This is a genomic window from Rubneribacter badeniensis, from assembly GCF_002899695.1.
Classification (GTDB): domain Bacteria; phylum Actinomycetota; class Coriobacteriia; order Coriobacteriales; family Eggerthellaceae; genus Rubneribacter; species Rubneribacter badeniensis.
Window position 1 is genome coordinate 1 of record NZ_PPEL01000023.1, and the last position, 17,637, is coordinate 17,637.

Below are 17,637 nucleotides of genomic sequence, written 5' to 3' on the forward strand. Positions count from 1 at the left end.
AAGTACGTGGCCGAGAGCGAGTGGGGCTCGAGGCGCTATCTGGACGTGACTCTGCTGGAGGGGTAGCCGCACCGGACGGCGGGCTTATGAGGCTGTCGGAAAAGTGCGCAAGATTCTTGACGGTACCGAATACCTTTCCTCGATTGGGTATAAGATTTAAATAACACAATATTGAGTCTTGATGCTGTGCTATTCGTTTCGTAAGTGGCGATTCTTCTCCCAGTTTCGAATGCGTTCATTGACAATCGATTCATTAATTTCGTTGGCATTCATCTCGTATTGCTTATTCTCTACGCCAATCGCGAATGCCGCAGTCCGTTCGATGGTGCTATGCGGTAAAGACCAAAAATCTTCCTGCAAAACCGCTTCGCGAATCCCTGCCAATGCTTTCTCTTCGGTGACAAAGACTTTGAACCCTTTGTCAATGGTCCAACCGTTAGAGTGGCTGCCATACCATTTGGATACATAAAGCTGCGCTAAGAGCACTTTGCCTAATGGATGATTGAGCGCTTGCCTCAAACAATGGTCATAAGATTCTGGGTTAATTCTCTCCCAAATATGCAAAAGACCTTGCGCGTCCTCTTTACCGAGGATGGATAGCTCGTTCATGCTTTCTTGGGTTTTCTGGATGAGCTTTTGCTCAACAAATTCAAGAGTTTCTAGATCGATTAACTGCGCATTCAGAGTATTTTTCTCAAAACCGTTTCTTCCGCATGCGCATTCTTGCCGAATAATAAACGACCTGAAAGCGATAAAGTCTTCAAGGTCGAAGTTGTCAACTGCTTCGCGTATGAGAAGCGATGCTTCGTCGATTCCTGCCGTAGCCAGCAATTTATTTAGAAGGTCAATGGATCGTTGATTGTCAGAGAACAAAGCAATGTGCTCTGGGTCATAGGTTTTCTTGATATGGTGAACAAATGAACGGAATACAATTGGCGCTCTGGCGCTAATGATTTCGTCCGCGATCCCCAGAAACCCCTCAAGGAGCTGCCCGTAATTTTTGTTTCCGAAAGACGCTTCAACTATTCGAGAAACCTCGCTTTCGTCGTATTTCGTTGCCATATTGTGAATTAGGGCTTGCGGAAAGTCGTATGAATCAATCGCGCTTGCGAAATAAGCGTCGAATATTTCGTCGTGTGCAAGCATTTTATGCATGCGGAGAAATTCGGTTGAGACAATGGGATGAAATGGGCTCACAGCTAGACCAAATGAGGGGAACAATACAGAAAGCGCTCTTACGATATTATCAGGGTCGCTGTTTTTGTTTCGAAGGACTTTTTCAATTTCGGTTTTGTAGCTTTCTCTGTTGCTTTTCGAATCAGAGATGTAACCACCAGGAGTTCCTCCGCACAGTGAATTTTTGTTGGCAAGAATCCACTGAATGAGCTCGGGTTCAAATGTTGATATTGCTGATATAGCAGCTATGTCTATTGGGGAAACCTTTGCTCCAGAACCTGCGAGCTCAAAATCCAAAACGTTAGAAAATCGGCGCAGGTCTCTAATCGTCTCGATATAAGGGAAAAGGCAATAACGTAGTAATGACGCTCTGCTAGCTATGTCGGACATTTCCTGTTCAGTTGTGGTGTAGTTGGAAAGATCGGCGAGTTTCTTGCTCAATAGGTCGGCTATCTTTTCTTGATTGATCTTGGGTATTTTAATCGGAACCTGAACGACCTTCTCGAGGTATTCGGATCCGTTGCAGCTCTGGATTAAAGACAATGCATCTTCGACTATCTTTCTTTCATACGACAGGAGGTAGTTCACGTTTGGAAAATCAGCAATCGTGGTAACTAGTTGGAATATTGACCTTATCTGAACATCGGGAAGTCTATCGATGTCATCGACAATGATAAGAATTTTCGTATCGAATCTCTTTAACAGATTAGAGATGAGTCTCTTCCTCTTTTCGATACTTCCAAATTGCCTATTAGCATTTTGTCGATTTTAGAAGAAAGCCATCGGAAAAACACCCTCTTGCTACCTTTGAATGATTCAGAATAGGTCTCAATTGCTTTGCTGAGTTCTTTCCTTTTGGTTCCGTCGTAAGCTACTTTTTCTATCTTTGTATTAACATTTTCTTTTAGGACTTGGAAAAATTCTGTGATTAGATTTGAACTCTCGATTCTATTCCACGGATTGAATCGAATAACCAAAATGCCTGAGTTGCTTTGTTCGAGTTCTTCTTCGACCATATTAATCACCGAGGTTTTTCCTGAACCCCAAGCTCCGTAAAGTCCTACCACCGTAGAATCGCCAGTCGCCAGATTTGCAATGGCAGTGGCCATCCTCTTAGAGAAAGCATATCTCCCCAAAAGATCTTCGCTAGACTTGCTAATCGGACGATCTGAACTGAACATTAGTTATCTCCTTATGATGGCTTGGTATATGGCTGAGACAGCGACAGCTGTTCTAGAGGTTCTTGAAGTACTGTTCGATCTTCTTTGCCATGAGCTGCCGCCTTTGCGCGAGGAAATCCTCGTAATCTGCAGCTTCCATCTCGAAGATCCCCTCGGGGATGCAGTTTGCCTCCAGATTGGAGCGAAGTGTCCTGAGGTCGGCGATGTCGCCGAAGTAGCCATCTTCTGATGTGATGGCGTCCCTCGCGATACCGAAGTACTCCTTGGGGCTCTTCTTTCCAATGGCGATATTGATGCGCTTCTCGAGGAAGGTGTAATTAGCTACCTGGTTGTAGAGGCGTTGGGGCGCATTAATTTCATCACGTAGGTATCCCTTTGGGAAGATATGATGGATGTCGCCCACATTTCCGATAATATCTGCGACTTTGAAGCCGTTGGTGAACAACGTGTTATCGGCGGCTCGAGCCTGGGAGGCCACATAGACCATCCATGCGCCGGTCCTGACAGAGGTCGTCACCAGGTTCTGCGGCAGCTCCACCTCCCAGAACGTGTCGGAGAGGCGTGAAGCGGTTACTTCCTTGTAGAAGGGAATGAACCCCTGCTCGGCGATGCGCCTGATGTCTCTGTCCATGATGGATTCCGACGATCCCGAGTAGCGTCCTGTGAGTACTGACATCACGTACCAGCGCTGCACCCAGCGCTTCACGTCCGTTGCTGGGATTGTGGAATCTTCACGCAGCGTCAGATAGAGGTTGTATGCGAAATTGACAGCGCCCTTTGACGATATGATTGAAGAGGATACAAACCCTGCGGATCGCAGTGCGGCTGTAAAATCTTGGAAATTGCTCTTAGACATGAAACGGACTACGCCGTCATGAAGTTTTTGGAAAGATCTATCAGCAATTTCACTTTTATAGTCTCTTGCTTCGAAGTCGCGACCTGAGAGCAGAGCGACTAAGTCGGCGAGCTTTCCACGGCTGAACATGTGCATGAATGCAACGCGTAGTACATCGTTGTAGTCGGGGTCATAGATGTCATCTCTGTCGTTTCTGAGCCACTCTACTTTGTCGGCATATTCTGACGCCATAAATTCACGGTCATGCGCTCTGACAGTCTCCCAGAATTCGGGCTTGACAGCCAGGTGGCAGTAGTAGTCGATTGCCTTGCGTAGCATGTTGCCGCCGTGTTCCTCATCTGCTGCGATCTTCGACATGGCAAAGTCTGCTTGGGAGAGAACCGCACCCTTGGAGTTAATGCGGATAAAGATTTCTGTGACTTCGTCAATAGTGCAGTCGGCGTCGACAGCAATGCAGCCTAGTTGGCGCGCGGCTATTGCCTTTAGATCGTCAATTCGCGAACTGACAGCGTCGGGGTTGCAGCCCTCATTTGCTGCTATGTAATCGGTTATGAATTTAAAGGAGCTGAAATCTGGAGCGAAGAGAACTGAAATGTCTGATATCCAGGCTGGGTCTTTGTCGATAAATGGTGTAAGTACTGCGAAGGGTGTGTCATCACCGTCATAGAGGGGGTTGAAGGCGATCTTGATTCGTTTAGATTCATAGTCGTCATTCAGAACGGGAAGTCCTGCAAGAGCTGCCATCATTGCAGTGACGCGTTGCTGTCCGTCGATAAGGACTGTCTTGCCTTCGGCGGTTCCGCCGCCCTTGATTTTCACGTCGGGGTTTTTCCAGGTGATGAGGTATCCCGTAGGGTATCCGTGGTAGAGGGAGTCCATGAGGTCGCGCACTTTGGTGCTATCCCAGACGAACGGCCTCTGGATCTCAGGGATGGCAATATCCCCGTGGTCTATGAGCCCTAGGATGCTTTGTACTGAGTATGTTGTGATGCTGAATCGATCTTTCATTTGCGGTTCCTATTCGTCGGTCAGAATTGCATCTCAAATAATAATCTAAACGCAAGGAAAGAAGTTGCTACACATATGAAGAGCTGGGTAGATTGACAAACCTTTTAATGTTCCTGAGACCCCTTGGCTTTTTTCTCGCGTATTCTGCTGTTCCATTTACCGACTTGTCAATACCGATTAACTCATTCGCCCATTTTTCGCCCCTTTGGCTTCACAACTAGGCAAAATAAAAAGGCCAGAAACTTTCAAATAAGCTTCTGACCTTGTGCTTTAAGATGGTCGGGACGACAGGATTTGAACCTGCGACCCCTTGACCCCCAGGCGAAAGAATCACCGTAACGAGATATAACGCAAGAGATTCAGGATAACTAAAATACCTGTTCAAATATATGATTTATGGAAATAGATGATACCGCATTATCCCATGTCTCAAAACCATTAGACAAAAATTAGACAACGGTTTTTCTCGTTACACTGGTACTGCTATCTGGCAATATAGTGGACGGGCGGCGCATGGAGATCGTCGGAAACGGAACTATCTACGAGGTTAAGCCGGGGAAAGTCTACCGTCTCCGGCATTGCATCGGCAAAGATCCTGTAACAGGTAAATATCTCAAATCGCCTTGCAAAACCGTGTACTGCACCAAACGGCAAGCGCGCGACGAATTGGCCAAGTACAAGCAGGAGCTTATCGAGCAAGACGAGCTTTCGCGCCACCCTGAGAAAGCGCCTGTTCCCACGGTTCGGGAATACGCGGAGAGGCACTTACGCCTACGCGCGACGAACAAAAAGCTCTCCGAAAACACCCTCGCGCATGACCGGAGCGATTTTGCCCATGTAGTTAAGCTGTTCGGCGATTTCCCCCTGGACGAGTTGACAGCCGATATCATCAATGCCCGGTGTTCAGCTTATCGCTTAGCAGAAGGCAAGTCCTTGAACGTGCTCAACAGGATAACGAAGTCGCTGAAAACGCTGTATCGCAGGGCCGTCATGGATGGGTTGATCGAATACCGCCTGAATCCCTGCCTTGGCATAGACATCGACAAACCGGAACCATCTGACCGGCGAAGCCTCACGGAAAACGAATTCAAGAGACTCGCCGCTGTCGTAGACTCGAAGACTATGGAGGCCCGTGTTGTGGCCGTGAAGATCGGAATGGCGACGGGCATGCGCAAAGGCGAGGTTCTGGGCCTGACGTGGAAATCGGTCGATCTCGACTCATGCAAAATCTCGATAACCCAGCAGTACACGCAGGACAGATCGCTGAAAGGCCCTAAAAGCAGGGCAGGGAAAAGGATCCTCAGCATCGACGAAGGCTCAGCGCGGTATCTGGCTCGCTGGAAGAAAATCCAAATGGTGGATTTGGAAATGCATGGAGTGAGGCAGAGCGCCGACACGCCCGTGGTGAGCACCAGCCTCGGCGGATACTGCGATCCTCGAGATTTCTCCAAGTGGTTCAGGGACTTCTGCGTCGAGAACGGGTTCGGCACCTACAAGATCATCGAGGAGTACCGGGACGGTCAGGGCAAGTACGGCGGCTGGAGGCGAACGCGCAAGAAGGGCTACGAGGGGCTGTGCTTCCACGAGTTGAGGCACACGCAGGCGACGCTGCTCATAGGGAGCCGTTGCGACATCAAGACGGTGCAGCACCGGCTCGGCCACGCCGACGTGCAGACGACGTTGAACATCTATTCGCATGTCATCGATGCCAATGACGAGGCGGCGGCAGAAACCATCGCCGCCTTGCAAGCTTGAACGCATGTAGGACTACTCCACCCCGATGCCAAATGCGTCTCTTCCGTGAATGAGTGCCCCCATGTCTCATTGCTCGTGAAAATGAACGGAGTGCGGGGTACGCTCGGAGCGCGGCGGATGCGCGAGCGCCTCCCCGCGCTCCGAGCGTACCCCGCACTGGGGCTTCATGCCAAAGTCTCCTTAGCCCCAGAGGTCGCGTAGCGAAGATTCGGGGGGCAGCTCTTGTCTGCGTCGTAGCGTGACGCAATGCTAGATGTCTCGCACTGCTTCAATGAGCCGCTTCAACGCTCTCGCCTCATCGCTTTTTCCAAGCAATGGACGCTTTGGCTCGAACTCAAGATCGAAACCCGAATTCCTGTACATCTTTTTGTCAGAGACGGCTAGATACTCGCCCTTTACGTTCAGCTCGGCCACGGCGTTCTTCACCCACTCTTTAAGCTCGCTCTCCGATCTTCCATGCAAGAAAACGGCATGGGAGTCCACTCTTTCGTCGAGATCCCGCATAGCGGCGGCGTGCGCGCGCCGCTTGTGCCTCTGCTGGCACTCCTGCGAGCAGAACGCGCTTTGCCTTCTGCGGCTAGATGCGGCAGTGCCGTCATTTCGACGATATTGCTTGAATGCGCGTTCGCAACCCTGGTGAAGGCATTTTCTCCATTGCGCATCAGATTCAAGGATGGCTAGGAGCTGCAACGCAACAGCCGATCCGAGGCAGCCTTCGGGGTATGCGCCAGCTTCGCACATGCCGAACAAAGTTTCGGCATGCCTTTTTGAGACGTGCTCTTTGGCACCGCCGTGCTCGGGACCCAACTTGTAGCTCCATTCGCCGAGAAACGTCCTCATGCCCCCATGAACCACACCGCCCGTTTCGAAAGCCATCGCGCTCAGGTACAGAAAAACATTTCCGACGCTTTTCGCAGACCTTAAGGCAAGGAGGATGTCTCCGACGATCTCCTTTCTCTCGCGGCTGGGCAATTCCAATATCTCATGCGCTGTCATATCGCACCATTCTCCCCAACGGTGGCCACCAACGATGGCATTCGGCCTGACACCCATGCGAAGCATTGCAACCACCGCCCTTCTAGGATCGCCTTCGGCGACATCGAGAGCCGCGATGAGCGCTACCGATTCACGAAGAAGGGCAAGGGACATTACCGCCTCGTTTCGCGATACGGTGAATGCAGCGCTCTTCCCCTCGCATGCAAGGACGATGCGTATAGCATCGCTTTGCCATGCCGCATCGCGAAGCGCCCCCCTGAACCCGTCGAGCGCGTCAAAGGGAGCTTGAGCCTCCTCCAATATGTCGATCCACGATTTAAGGAACGCAGCGGATAACTCTTCGTCTTCGGAGGATTTTCTGCTCGGAAGTTTGTCTTTGATTTTCTCCGAGCCAAGAAACTTCCTATAAGATCCGAACCACGGGGAGGTGATCACGCCATATCGCTGCACGAACCCGAGCAGATCTTCCTCGTCTTCCGGATCGAGCGATACAAGTTCCCTCAGGCAAAACTCGGCAGGAAGGGTTTCGAGAAGGGAGAACTCGGCCTCGACAGCAGGAGTTAGATAGCGCACGTTTGTAGCCACACTTTGAAGGCGCGAGGTGGGTAAAAGAGAGGGGCTACCGATTTCAGCGATTGTTGTAATATCCATGTCGCTGTATATCCGCCACGGCGCAGATGCCAAGGAAGCATAACGCACTCCTCCCGACTTGCCATGATGGTAAGGGCTTTTGGCGCGTGTCTCCATAATGCTCTCCTTTTACACCCCGTTATCTTCCGTCCATGTTGATTATTATATCGATGGTTTAAAAACAATCAAAAAGAATACAACTATCGTTCTCGCCGTCAATTCAGCACGACGAAAGGATGGTCATGCCCCACGATTACCTCACTGTGCGCGAACTGCGCGAGATGCTTCACGTTTCGCGCGCGACCGCCTACCGCACGGCGCGCCAACTCCCACATATACGCATCGGACGCGCCATCCGCGTGTCGCGAAGAGGACTAGAATCCTACCTGCGCGCCCACGACTACACCATCCCCACCGACGGCGAAAGGAGCCGACCGTGGTGATGCTCGCCGCGTTCGCGGCTCGGGGCTGCGCTCGATCCCTCCCAGAGGTCGGCATCGCTTCTCCCCTCGCCCCGCTGCGCGGACGGGGGCGCGGCGGGAGGCCGCTCCCTCCCCGCCCCCGTCCGCTCCGCTCTCGCGCCGAGGCCGCTCGCATGCAAGATGTGCGCGGCGTCATGACGCCGCGATCTTGCCCCTCGGACTTCCGCGCCGCATCCGCGACGTGGCTTCCGAGGGGAGGGGGCGCGCCCGAAGGCGGAAGGAGGCCCCTCCGTGGGCGGTGACGGCGCGCGGGAGGGCCGCGCGCGCATCGTCGTCCAAGTGCGCCTCACCCGCGAGGAGAGGTCCCGCCTCGCGGAGAACGCCCGGCGCGCGGGCCTCACCGTGTCGGGCTACGTGCGCGCGCGGGCGGTCTACGTCGGCTGCGACGAGCCGCGCGCGGACGCGAAGCTCATGAGGGCGCTCCTCTCGGAGCTTGGGCGCATAGGCAACAACGTCAACCAGCTCGCCAGGATCGCCCACGCGCGGGGGCCTGCGGCGGGGGACGCCGAGCGCATCGCGTCGGCGCTCTCCGACCTGTCCTCCTGCGCGGCCCGCCTCAGGCGGATGATCGCCGACGCCGAGCTGCCGGGAAGGAGGAGCCGGTGACCATCGTCAGCCAGAAGGCCGTGGCGTCGGCCAAGCACGCCAGGAAGCTGAAGGACTACATCGAGGGGAAGGACGCCCTCCTGCGCGACTGCATCAACGTGTTCGAGCCGCACCGCGCCTTCGAGGAGATGGCAGAGACGCGGAGGGCGGCGGGGCACGACAGGCCCTCGCGCAGGGGCGCGGCGAACACGGTCATGCTGCACCAGGTGCTCGCCTTCCTCCCCGAGGAGGCGGACATGAACGGCGGGCCGCTCTCGCCCGAGGACTGCATGCGCTACGCGCGCGAGTACGCGTCGCGCCGGGGCTACGACGCCCACCAGGTGGTGCTCGCCCTGCACGAGGAGCGATGCGAGGAGGACGGGACCAGCCGCTACGCCGTGCACCTCGCGATCAACAGGACGAACCTCGACACGGGCAAGCGCCTCTGCGAGGGGCGCAGCGCCCAGGCCAAGCGCGACCGCGCCGCGACGGTGCGCGCGCTCGACGCGGAATGGGGCCTGCGGCAGGTCGTCGAAGGGGCCGAGAACTCCCGCATCCACAAGCGCCAACCCCACCGCGCGGGCGCCGAGGGGCGCATCCTGGAGCGCGCGGCGCGGCGGGGGCGGGCCCCCGAGGAGGCCAGCTACAAATACAACCTGCGCAAGCTCTGCCAAGGCCTCGCGCGCCGCTCCGCGAACCTGGAGGAGTACCGGCGGCTGCTTGAGGAATGGGGCGTCGCGTCGGAGGTCCGGGACGGAAAGGTCTACGTCGCCGACATGGACAACGACGCCCGGTCCTTCCTCCTCTCCCGCTTGGACGGGACCTTGGCGGGAGACGCGCTGGAAGGGACCTTCGGACGCGCCGCCGAGAACGCCAGGCTGGAGCGGCTGCGGTCGGAGGTGCGGGCGGCGGAGCGGAGGGCGGCCGAGTACCAAGCCGCCAAAGAGGCGTACCTGAAGGCGGCGCGCCGAAGCTGCAAGGAAGCCCTCCGCCGGATCGGCGAGTCCGAGGGGTCCAAGCTTAAAGACCTTCCGCGCCTGCGGCTGCCGCGCATCCCGGAAGCCCTCGCGCGGGACGCCGAGGTGAACCGGGCCGTGCTGGGGATGGCGAGGAGGGTCGAAGCCGCCCGCTGCGAAGCGGCGTCGGACCTGCCCCCCTCCCCGATGCGCTCGCCGGGAGGGAGCGGGCGGCAAGGAAGCGCCAGAAGGCCCGGCCCCGCCGCCCGTCCGGCTCCGGGGCGCGGCCCGACGGGACGGGCGGCGCGGTAGCCCCTCGCGCCCTACGGCCCGCAGAAGCTGACGACGTACCGAACGGGGTCGAGCAGGGCGATGGGGCGGACCTTCTCGGCGAAACGACGGTAGAAGTCCGCCAGCTCCCCCTCGGTGTGCCGCCCCTGCTCCACGGCGACCCGCGCCAGCGGCGGCACGTCGGTAGCGTCAGGGCGGCGCGACTCCAGCGCCTCGGCGGCGCGCAGGGCGCGCCCGCGCGCGTCGGCGAGCGCGGCGACCTCGTAGAAGTTCTCCTCAAGGCTCCACTCGAAGGCGGCCTCCCGCGCCCCGCCGCCCAGCATCGCGGATGCTTCGGCGCGGGCGCGGTTCTCGGGGAGGCCCGGATCGAACAGCGCGTCGAGCCAGCCTGTGTAGAGCAGGTCGTGGAACTCCATGTCGTCGAGGGAGAATCCGAGTCCCGTGTCGCAGACGACGCGCGCGTCGAGCAGCGCGCGGGCGTCCACGGAGTCCCGCCTGACCGGATAGAGGGCCACGAACCCTCCCTTGACCGACGGGAAGTCGCGCAACGCCACGCGCCCGCCGCGCGAGGAGCGGCCCGCCCTCTCCACCGGGGCAAGGAAGCGGAACGCGCAGCCCTTCTCCGAGCACCTGCCGTCCGCCCGTTCGCCGTAGGCGGGATCGTCGGAGTAGGCGCAGGGCGGCAAGGCCCGCCCCGCCCGCGCCAGATCCGCCTCGACGCGCATGCGCACCTCCGACCCGAGCGGCAGGCACGCCGAGTCCTCAAGCGGCCAAGAAAGCCTCCCGCGCTCCCGACGGGTTCTGCTCATCGGATCCCGCCGCCTTCCCGCCCGTCGCCGGACGGACCCCCGCCGAGCGCGGCAGCCATCGCCTCGGCGTACGATTCCGCGAGGGGGAGGTACCTCTCGATGAAGCGGTCCTGCGCGGTGAGGCAGGTGTCGCGCAGCCATCCCCTCTCCTCATGGAATCTCTGAAGCCCCCGGATGTAGAAGGCGCGCAGGTCGTCCGTGACGATGAAGGGGGCGATGCCGTTGCGCAGGCACTCCTTGAACATGATCAAACGCCCGATGCGCCCGTTGCCGTCGCTGAACGGGTGGATCCGCTCGAAGGCCACGTGGAACGACAGCACGTCGTCCAGATCGTGCCTCCCGGCCCGCTCGTATCCGCGCAGCAGGGCCTCCATCTCCGCCTCCACCTTCTCGGGCGGGGTGGTCGGGAGGTCGAGCGCCCCGACCACGTTCTCGTACCTCTTGTAGTCCCCGACGGAATAGAGAGGGTTTTTCGCCTGCGCGGTCCCGGCCTTCAGAATCCCGTGGAGCGAGCGCAGCAGGTCCGCGTCCAGCGGGTCGCCGCTCCGGTCGAGGACGGCGTCGAACGCCTCGAAATGGTTCATGGCCTCCAGGATGTCGTCCAGCGGGATGCCCTCGCCGCTGATCTCCCCCCTGCCGAACACCATCCGCGTCTGCTCGGGCGTGAGGCGGCTCCCCTCCATGCGGTTGGAGTTGTAGGCGAAGTCGCACTGCACCATCTTGTACACGCTGTCGCCCACCCGGTTCTCCCTCTGGTGCAAAAGGACATCGAGCAGGGTTTCGCTGTCTATCACGGCATCCTCCATCTGCGCGGCGCTTCCACCGGACATTCTAACCCATCCCGGGCCTTCCTGCGGGCCGCGAGGCCGCGCCGTCCCCCTTCCCTTACGGCGCGATGCGCCCCTTGCGCCGCATGTCGAACGCAGAGGCCATGCGGCGCATCGCCTCCCGGCTCAGGCCGTGGCTCTCCGCGATGGGCCGCCAGTTCCCCTCCACCGCCTCCTTCGTGCCGGACACGATCCTCTCCGCCTCGGAAGGGGAGACCCCGTAGAATCCCGCCGTCTCCAGAGCCAGGCCGAAGTCCAGGCTGTTGTCCTCTCTGGAGATGTTGAGGGACAGCCCGCCGCCGTGGATGTCGGGGTTCACATCGTAGGCGGGGGCGAGCCTCCAGCCCGATTCCGTCAGGAGGAAGCCGTGGTTGCGCAGATGGTCGTCCGTGTTGGAGACCGCGATGTTGAACACGATCCGCGCCCAAAGCTCCCGCAGGTCGCGCTCGGGGGCAGCGCCCCGCGACCGGATGAAGGAGGCGATGTCCAGATAGCTGGCGTCCTCCGCCCCGTCCGTCCTCCCAAGCAAGGCCATCGCGGATTCGAAATGGACGCGCCTCGCGCCGTCGCGGTCGAACCGCCTCGCCAGGAACGTCCCTCCGTTTCGGGAGAGCCTTCCCATCCTCGCCTCCGGCACGTTCAGCCCGCACAGCCTCGCAAGGTCATGGGTTGTGATCTCCCATGCCCCGACGTCCCACTCGTCGCGCCTCGACGGGAACTTCGCGATCCAAAGCGAGCCGTCCGGTGCGGTCACGGAGGCCTTCGGCCTGGCCCCTCCAAGGGAGGAGCCGGGGGCGAGCAGCCGCCGCAGCCATTTCTCCTCCTCGGGGTCGTCCTCGTCCTCGAAGGCTATGGCCGCCGCTTCGAGCGCGCGCAGCTCCGTCCACGGCGGGGCTGCGAGGCTCCGGTCTGAGGACTGGAAGACGCCGCCCTCCTCCAGCGAGTAGCGCAGCCCGCCCATGCGGGTCTCGTCGCGGACGCCGATCAGGTAGTCGCTTTCCAGCAGGGCACGCGGCTTGCGCCCCTCATGGCGGGCGGCGACGGCCTCCCCACGCCGCATCAGAAGCCTGCCCCACCGGTCGGGGCGGGAATCCGAGAACGCCCCGAACAGAGATTTGTCCGACGGGGCGCGCCGAGGCCCTTCATGCGGATGCAGGCCGGGGTCGAGAGCGGTGGCGTCGCCCCGTCGCAGCCACGCCTCGGAATAGGAGAAGGAGAGCGACTCCCTCCCGCGATTGCCCGCGGCGAGAAGGACCCCCACCGGGACAGACCCCTCCGGCAGCCAGTCCGCATAGACGTAGATGGCCCTCCCGGCGCTCATCCCCTCGCGCCCCGCACGGCGGGGCCGCCCGACGGCGGAGACTCCATCGCGACGCACGCCCCCGCCCCCGATCTAAAGCGACGCCTCGCCGCTAGAAGTCGATGCGCACATTCCCTTCCCCCTTCGCCGCTTCGTCCGAAACGGATTCATTCGCCAGCGCTGCCGCTACAGCATAGCACTTTCCCGCAATCTCCGTTTACGGCGCTACTGCCTCTCATAGCGAGAAAGGGCCGCTATCTCCCCGTTCTTTATGAAGAACTCGGAGGGATAGCCGCTGGCGAAATCGCCCTTCTCCTCCTGGGAGAACTCGCTTCCGTCAGCCTTCGAGATATTCAGGTCGAAGGCCATCCTGTCGAACGTCGTCTTCTCGCCGCTGTAGACCACCTTCCAGACACCCGATCCTTCGGCGGTTCTCTCGGTGACCTCCACATCCCAGTTGCCCGATCGCTCCACATCGTGCTCGACCATGGAGGACTCCCAAGTGCCGTCGGCGTTGAAGGTGACGGTGCGGGCATCCGTGTAGTCGTAGTACCCGTTCTCGTTGGCCCATCGCCACGTGCCCTCCAGCTCTTCCCGAAGTTCGGCGGCGCGCTTTTCCGCTTCGGCGGCGACGGCCCGCTCCTTCTCCTGCCGCGCGGCGTCGATCTCGGATTGGGGGATGGCCTGATCCTGATAGAACACGTATCCGTTCCCTTCCAAGATCTCCACGCCGTTCCTTTCGGATCGGGTGAGGACCGATCCGCCGAGGCCCGAGTCGATGGTCACCACATCTCCGTCCGCCTCGTAGGAAAACGACAGGCCCTCGCTGGTGACGCCGCGCTCCTCGCCGGAGAACTGGATGCTCTTCACCTCGCTTCCCGTGCTGTAGTACCACGTGGTGCCCTTGAGGCTCGCCGGCCCTGCGCATCCCGAAAGCGCTGCGAGGCACAGCGCCGCGCCCAGCAAAGCCCCTATCGTCTTCCCGCCCATCCGAACTCCTTTCGCCTTTCTTTCACTTCGCGGCTCCGCACCTGGAGCCTTTGCGCCCTGCGGCGATCTCCTCGTTCCAGACGCCCTTGGAGGCACCCGTTCGCTCCGCGCCGATCAACGGTGCCTACTCGCTGCGGCGGCAGCCCATCTTGCCGCCGACTCGGCGGCCATCCTCGCGCCACGCGCCTCTTCCAAGATGTTTCTCTGAAGATGGAGCATTTCCGAGCGGCAGCGCGACTCTTCGAGAACGTTCACGGCATCCTTGGCCGTGTCGGCTCGCCCCGACGCGACTATCTGCCTGACGGCCTCCAAGCTGTCGGGATCGCAGTACTCGATGGCGAGGGGATTGTCCGGCACCGCGTCGTAATGATTTCTGATTTCCGCATAGACCGCCGCCGCCTCCGATTCGAGCCTCTTCGCCTCTTTCGCCCTTGCGGTCTTGGCGGCTGCGATAGGAGCGAAGGGGCCGAGGAAGACGACGAGGAGGAAGACGACCGTGAGCGCGTCGGCGGGGTAGTCGCCTTGGCTGACGCGGTTGTGGAGGAACGCAATCCAGAGGGCCGTCCACGCGAGGGCGAGCAGGGTCGCCTTCCAGCGCCTGTTCTTGCCCCTCAGCCTTTCAACCCGTCCGACCAGAAGCTCGATGCGCTCGTAGTTGCCCCTCTGCCCCTCGAAGGCTCGGCAAAGGACATCCAAGCGCTTCAGCAGCCACTGTCTTTTTCCTAAGGAGGCGCGCTCTTCCTCCTCCCATGCGGGACGACCGCTCTCCATTCGCCCTCCCCTTCTCTCTCCGCCTCTTCAGTAACGCCTACTATAGTAGGCGTTTTTGGGTCGGCAAAGCAATAGCCTGTTCCCATGAAATCGGACGAGTACAGAAAAGCCATCGGGGCGAAGGTGCGGATCGCGAGGCGCGCACGCGGCATCAGCGTCGAGAGGTTCGCGCTCATGGTCGGCATCGACCGCAACTACCTCCGCGACATCGAGTACGGGAGGGCGAACCCCACCGTGGACGTGATGGCGAAGATCTCCGACGGACTGGAGACTCCCGTTTGGGAACTCATGAACCCCACGAAGGATTCTCGCTCTTAAGATCGCGCGGATCGGCTTGCGATCCGAGAAACCTCTGCCGTTTATCGACAAGCGCAAGCCGTTCGACCATTAGACAATAATTAGACAACATCGCTTCACAACTACCCCGAAAAGCAAAGCAGGTCGGAAGCGTTTTCAGCTTCCGACCTGCGTTTTCATCTGGTCGGGTTGACAGGATTTGAACCTGCGACCCCTTGACCCCCAGTCAAGTGCGCTACCAAACTGCGCCACAACCCGTTCGCTTGCTTGGTCGACCACAAGGTCTCCCAAACAGCGCAGACTATATTAACCGTAACCCGTCTGCTTTGCAAGATGTTTTTTCATGAGCGCATGATGCATGAAACATGAAGGCCACGGTCACCCCGGAAGAGGCATCGCTCTTGCATGCCGACGATCACCTCAAAAACTGGACGGCCTTGTCGAGTATCTCGTCGGCGAGGCGGCTTTTGGGCATGCGGGGCAGCTCCTCGACCTCCTCGGCGTCCACGAACCACACGGCGTTGTCGTCGGTGCCGAAGGCCATGCCCTCCCCCACCTGGTTGGCCACCACGAAGTCGGCGCGCTTCGCGGCGAGCTTCGCCTCGGCGTTGGGCACCACGTCGTTCGTCTCGGCGGCGAACCCCACCACCACCTGGCGGTCCTTGCGCGCGGCGAGCGTGGCCAGGATATCGGGGTTCTCGACGAGCTCGATGGCGCCGAGCTCGTCGCCATCGAGGCTCTTCTTGAGCTTGCGGTCGGAAACGGCGCGCGGGCGCATGTCGGCTACGGCTGCGGCGAACACGGCGATGTCAGCGTCGCGGAACGCCTCCTCGGCGGCTTCAAGCATCTCGTGGGCCGTTCGCACCCGCACGACGCGCACGCCTTCGGGCGCGGGCAGCGACACGGGGCCGGACACGAGCGTCACGTCGGCGCCGCGCAGGGCGGCCGCGCGCGCGATGGCGTAGCCGGTCTTGCCCGACGAGCGGTTCGAGATGTAGCGCACCGGATCGATGGGCTCGACGGTGGGGCCGGCGGTCACCATGACGCGCCGGCCGTCGAGGTCGCGGCGCACGCCGAGCTCGTCGAGGGTGGCGCCCACGATGTCCTCTATGTCCGCGAGGCGGCCTTTGCCCACGTCGCCGCAAGCCAGGTAGCCGTCGCCCGCCTCGACGATGCGCGCGCCGCGGATGTGGAGCTTGCCGATGTTGTAGCGCGTCGCGCCGTTGTCGTACATGTTGACGTTCATGGCCGGCGCGATGACGAGCGGCGCTGTGGTGGCGAGCGCCGTGGTGGTGAGCAGGTCGTCGGCGATGCCGTTGGCGATCTTGGCGATGACGTTCGCGGTGCACGGCGCGATGAGGAAGGCGTCGGCCTCTTGGGCGAGCGAGACGTGGTGGATGGGGTCCTCCGGATCGTCGAACAGGCCCACGGCCACCTTCTCGTGCGTGAGGGCACGGAAGGTCGTCGGGCCCACGAACTCGGTCGCGTGCTCGGTCATGACCACCTTCACGCGCATCCCCGCCTTTTGGAGCGCACGCACGATCTCGCAGGACTTGTAGGCGGCGATGCAGCCGGTCACGCCCAAAAGGACGGTTTTGCCTCCGGCGGCTGCGGCGTCGGCGTTACCCATGTCGGACCTCCTTCAGATACGGATGCAGCACGTCGGCGAGCACCTTGAGGTGCGCGCGGCTGCGGTCAAGGCACGGAACGTAGAGAAACGAGCGCGCGTCGGGCGTCCGTCCCGCTTTCCTTAAACAGTCGAAGTAGTGTGGTTTGAGCTCGTGTTCGATGTCGTAGAGCGTCTCGAGGCAGTCGACGGCGAAGTTCGGGCACACGAAGAACACGCGTCCCACGCCCGCTTCGGCCCAACGCGCGAGCACGTCGCGCGTGAAGGGCGAGAGCCATTCGCGCCCCTTGTCGAAGCGGCATTGGTAACCGATGGTCCAGCGGTTGCGGTCGATGCCGAGCTCTCCGGCGACGGCCAGGCTCGAAGCGCCCGTCTGCAGCTCGTAGGTGTCGCCCGCCTCGATGTCGGCGAGCGGGATGGAATGGAACGAGAACAGCACCTTGTCGTCCGCGTCCAGCTGAAACCCCGCATGCTCGATGGAGGCGGCGATGGCGCGGATGTAGGTGGGGTCGTCGTGGTAGTTGTCGACGAAGTCGCAAGGGACGTTCCAGCGGGCCTTCCTGAGCGCGCGCTCCACGCCGTCTGAGACGGCGCCCGTGGTGGAGTGGGCGCTTTGCGGGTAGAGCGGCAGCACCACGAGGCGCTCGCAGCCGGCGTCTTTGAGGGCGCGCACGCCGTCCAAGACCGTAGGCTCTCCGTAGCTCATGGCGCAGCGCACCATGACGTTCAATCCCTCGTCGTCGAACGTCCGCTGCAGGCCGCTTTCGATCTTTCGGTGCGCCACGTCGAACGGGGATCCCTCGGCGGTCCAGATGGCGCGATACTTCTCCGCAGAAGCGCGGGCGCGCTTCGGCAGGATGAACAGGTGGAGCACGAACCACCATCCCAGCCGGTTCATCGGCGCGATGCGCGGATCCGACAAAAAGCGCGCGAGGTACCTGCGCACGGCGCGCGGCGTCGGCTCGGTCGGCGTGCCCGTGTTCACGAGCAGCACCCCGCAGCGGTTGCCTTCTGGCACGATCGATCACCTTCTCGAGAAAACCCGTGGCGGGACGCGCCCCCGCCCTCTGAAACCCGCCTTAGTGTAGCCCATCGCGTTC

The 17,637-nt window shown here is 60.1% G+C and carries 16 protein-coding genes and 1 tRNA gene; 5 read left to right on the forward strand and 12 right to left on the reverse strand.

Annotation, left to right across the window (positions count from 1 at the left end):
• Positions 1 to 189 precede the first annotated feature (189 nt).
• The 3 genes from C2L80_RS05585 to C2L80_RS05595 are packed head-to-tail and all read right to left on the reverse strand — an operon-like array spanning position 190 to position 4,221.
• On the reverse strand, positions 190 to 1,911 hold the full coding sequence (locus tag C2L80_RS05585) for a P-loop NTPase fold protein (RefSeq protein ID WP_087198795.1): 1,722 nt from the start codon (positions 1,909 to 1,911) through the stop codon (positions 190 to 192).
• Positions 1,875 to 2,357 (reverse strand): P-loop NTPase fold protein, encoded by a 483-nt coding sequence (locus C2L80_RS05590; RefSeq protein ID WP_087198796.1) that lies wholly within the window; start codon positions 2,355 to 2,357, stop codon positions 1,875 to 1,877. The genes C2L80_RS05585 and C2L80_RS05590 overlap by 37 nt, the downstream gene beginning before the upstream one ends.
• 52 nt (positions 2,358 to 2,409) lie before the next feature.
• Entirely contained in the window at positions 2,410 to 4,221 is a 1,812-nt protein-coding gene (locus C2L80_RS05595) for a GmrSD restriction endonuclease domain-containing protein (protein ID WP_092197479.1), read from the reverse strand.
• 513 nt (positions 4,222 to 4,734) lie between these two features.
• Here C2L80_RS05595 and C2L80_RS05600 point away from each other — a divergent pair.
• A complete protein-coding gene (locus C2L80_RS05600) occupies positions 4,735 to 5,976 on the forward strand; it encodes a tyrosine-type recombinase/integrase (protein WP_087198138.1) in 1,242 nt (413 codons plus the stop codon).
• Positions 5,977 to 6,225: 249 nt separating this feature from the next.
• Here C2L80_RS05600 and C2L80_RS05605 read toward each other — a convergent pair whose 3' ends face one another.
• On the reverse strand, positions 6,226 to 7,719 hold the full coding sequence (locus C2L80_RS05605; protein ID WP_087198136.1) for a hypothetical protein: 1,494 nt from the start codon (positions 7,717 to 7,719) through the stop codon (positions 6,226 to 6,228).
• Between the two features lie 125 nt (positions 7,720 to 7,844).
• Here C2L80_RS05605 and C2L80_RS05610 point away from each other — a divergent pair, with 125 nt between their 5' ends.
• The 3 genes from C2L80_RS05610 to C2L80_RS05620 all read left to right on the forward strand — a co-directional run bounded on the left by C2L80_RS05610 (position 7,845) and on the right by C2L80_RS05620 (position 9,937).
• On the forward strand, positions 7,845 to 8,045 hold the full coding sequence (locus tag C2L80_RS05610) for a helix-turn-helix domain-containing protein (protein WP_157941021.1): 201 nt from the start codon (positions 7,845 to 7,847) through the stop codon (positions 8,043 to 8,045).
• A gap of 270 nt (positions 8,046 to 8,315) precedes the next feature.
• Positions 8,316 to 8,690, forward strand: coding sequence for a plasmid mobilization protein (locus C2L80_RS05615; protein WP_087198132.1), 375 nt, complete (start codon positions 8,316 to 8,318; stop codon positions 8,688 to 8,690).
• Positions 8,687 to 9,937 carry a relaxase/mobilization nuclease domain-containing protein gene (locus C2L80_RS05620; protein WP_157941022.1) on the forward strand — a complete coding sequence of 417 codons (1,251 nt, stop codon included), beginning with the start codon at positions 8,687 to 8,689 and terminating at the stop codon, positions 9,935 to 9,937. Before C2L80_RS05615 ends, C2L80_RS05620 begins: the two co-directional genes overlap by 4 nt.
• Before the next feature lie 11 nt (positions 9,938 to 9,948).
• On the opposite strand, the gene C2L80_RS05625 is transcribed toward C2L80_RS05620, so the two are convergent.
• From C2L80_RS05625 to C2L80_RS05645, 5 genes are all read right to left on the reverse strand, one after another.
• On the reverse strand, positions 9,949 to 10,725 hold the full coding sequence (locus C2L80_RS05625) for a hypothetical protein (protein ID WP_087198129.1): 777 nt from the start codon (positions 10,723 to 10,725) through the stop codon (positions 9,949 to 9,951).
• The gene (locus C2L80_RS05630; protein ID WP_204600541.1) at positions 10,722 to 11,519 is read right to left on the reverse strand and encodes a Fic family protein; all 798 of its coding nucleotides are present in this window, start codon (positions 11,517 to 11,519) and stop codon (positions 10,722 to 10,724) included. The genes C2L80_RS05625 and C2L80_RS05630 overlap by 4 nt, the downstream gene beginning before the upstream one ends.
• A gap of 91 nt (positions 11,520 to 11,610) precedes the next feature.
• A complete protein-coding gene (locus tag C2L80_RS05635; protein ID WP_103262820.1) occupies positions 11,611 to 12,873 on the reverse strand; it encodes a type II toxin-antitoxin system HipA family toxin in 1,263 nt (420 codons plus the stop codon).
• A 204-nt stretch (positions 12,874 to 13,077) separates the two neighbouring features.
• Positions 13,078 to 13,842 (reverse strand): hypothetical protein, encoded by a 765-nt coding sequence (locus tag C2L80_RS05640; protein WP_087198125.1) that lies wholly within the window; start codon positions 13,840 to 13,842, stop codon positions 13,078 to 13,080.
• A gap of 114 nt (positions 13,843 to 13,956) precedes the next feature.
• Positions 13,957 to 14,613, reverse strand: coding sequence for a hypothetical protein (locus tag C2L80_RS05645; RefSeq protein ID WP_087198123.1), 657 nt, complete (start codon positions 14,611 to 14,613; stop codon positions 13,957 to 13,959).
• A gap of 84 nt (positions 14,614 to 14,697) precedes the next feature.
• Between C2L80_RS05645 and C2L80_RS05650 the strand changes: the two genes are divergently transcribed.
• Positions 14,698 to 14,931, forward strand: coding sequence for a helix-turn-helix domain-containing protein (locus C2L80_RS05650; protein WP_087198121.1), 234 nt, complete (start codon positions 14,698 to 14,700; stop codon positions 14,929 to 14,931).
• Positions 14,932 to 15,091: 160 nt separating this feature from the next.
• On the opposite strand, the gene C2L80_RS05655 is transcribed toward C2L80_RS05650, so the two are convergent.
• The 3 genes from C2L80_RS05655 to hemH all read right to left on the reverse strand — a co-directional run bounded on the left by C2L80_RS05655 (position 15,092) and on the right by hemH (position 17,555).
• Positions 15,092 to 15,168: transfer RNA gene (locus C2L80_RS05655), tRNA-Pro, on the reverse strand.
• A 157-nt stretch (positions 15,169 to 15,325) separates the two neighbouring features.
• Complete coding sequence (gene coaBC / locus C2L80_RS05660) at positions 15,326 to 16,540, reverse strand: bifunctional phosphopantothenoylcysteine decarboxylase/phosphopantothenate--cysteine ligase CoaBC (RefSeq protein ID WP_103262821.1); 1,215 nt, start codon at positions 16,538 to 16,540, stop codon at positions 15,326 to 15,328.
• Entirely contained in the window at positions 16,533 to 17,555 is a 1,023-nt protein-coding gene (gene hemH, locus C2L80_RS05665) for a ferrochelatase (RefSeq protein ID WP_103262822.1), read from the reverse strand. Before hemH ends, coaBC begins: the two co-directional genes overlap by 8 nt.
• Between the last annotated feature and the right edge of the window lie 82 nt (positions 17,556 to 17,637).

Excerpts from the sequence above, each read along its gene's own strand:
- C2L80_RS05590 (WP_087198796.1), bottom strand. The coding sequence starts at position 2,357 with ATGTTCAGTTCAGATCGTCCGATTAGCAAGTCTAGCGAAGATCTTTTG.
- C2L80_RS05595 (WP_092197479.1), bottom strand. The coding sequence starts at position 4,221 with ATGAAAGATCGATTCAGCATCACAACATACTCAGTACAAAGCATCCTA.
- C2L80_RS05600 (WP_087198138.1), top strand. The coding sequence starts at position 4,735 with ATGGAGATCGTCGGAAACGGAACTATCTACGAGGTTAAGCCGGGGAAA.
- C2L80_RS05605 (WP_087198136.1), bottom strand. The coding sequence starts at position 7,719 with ATGGAGACACGCGCCAAAAGCCCTTACCATCATGGCAAGTCGGGAGGA.
- C2L80_RS05610 (WP_157941021.1), top strand. The coding sequence starts at position 7,845 with ATGCCCCACGATTACCTCACTGTGCGCGAACTGCGCGAGATGCTTCAC.
- C2L80_RS05625 (WP_087198129.1), bottom strand. The coding sequence starts at position 10,725 with ATGAGCAGAACCCGTCGGGAGCGCGGGAGGCTTTCTTGGCCGCTTGAG.
- C2L80_RS05635 (WP_103262820.1), bottom strand. The coding sequence starts at position 12,873 with ATGAGCGCCGGGAGGGCCATCTACGTCTATGCGGACTGGCTGCCGGAG.
- C2L80_RS05640 (WP_087198125.1), bottom strand. The coding sequence starts at position 13,842 with ATGGGCGGGAAGACGATAGGGGCTTTGCTGGGCGCGGCGCTGTGCCTC.
- C2L80_RS05645 (WP_087198123.1), bottom strand. The coding sequence starts at position 14,613 with ATGGAGAGCGGTCGTCCCGCATGGGAGGAGGAAGAGCGCGCCTCCTTA.
- C2L80_RS05650 (WP_087198121.1), top strand. The coding sequence starts at position 14,698 with ATGAAATCGGACGAGTACAGAAAAGCCATCGGGGCGAAGGTGCGGATC.
- coaBC (WP_103262821.1), bottom strand. The coding sequence starts at position 16,540 with ATGGGTAACGCCGACGCCGCAGCCGCCGGAGGCAAAACCGTCCTTTTG.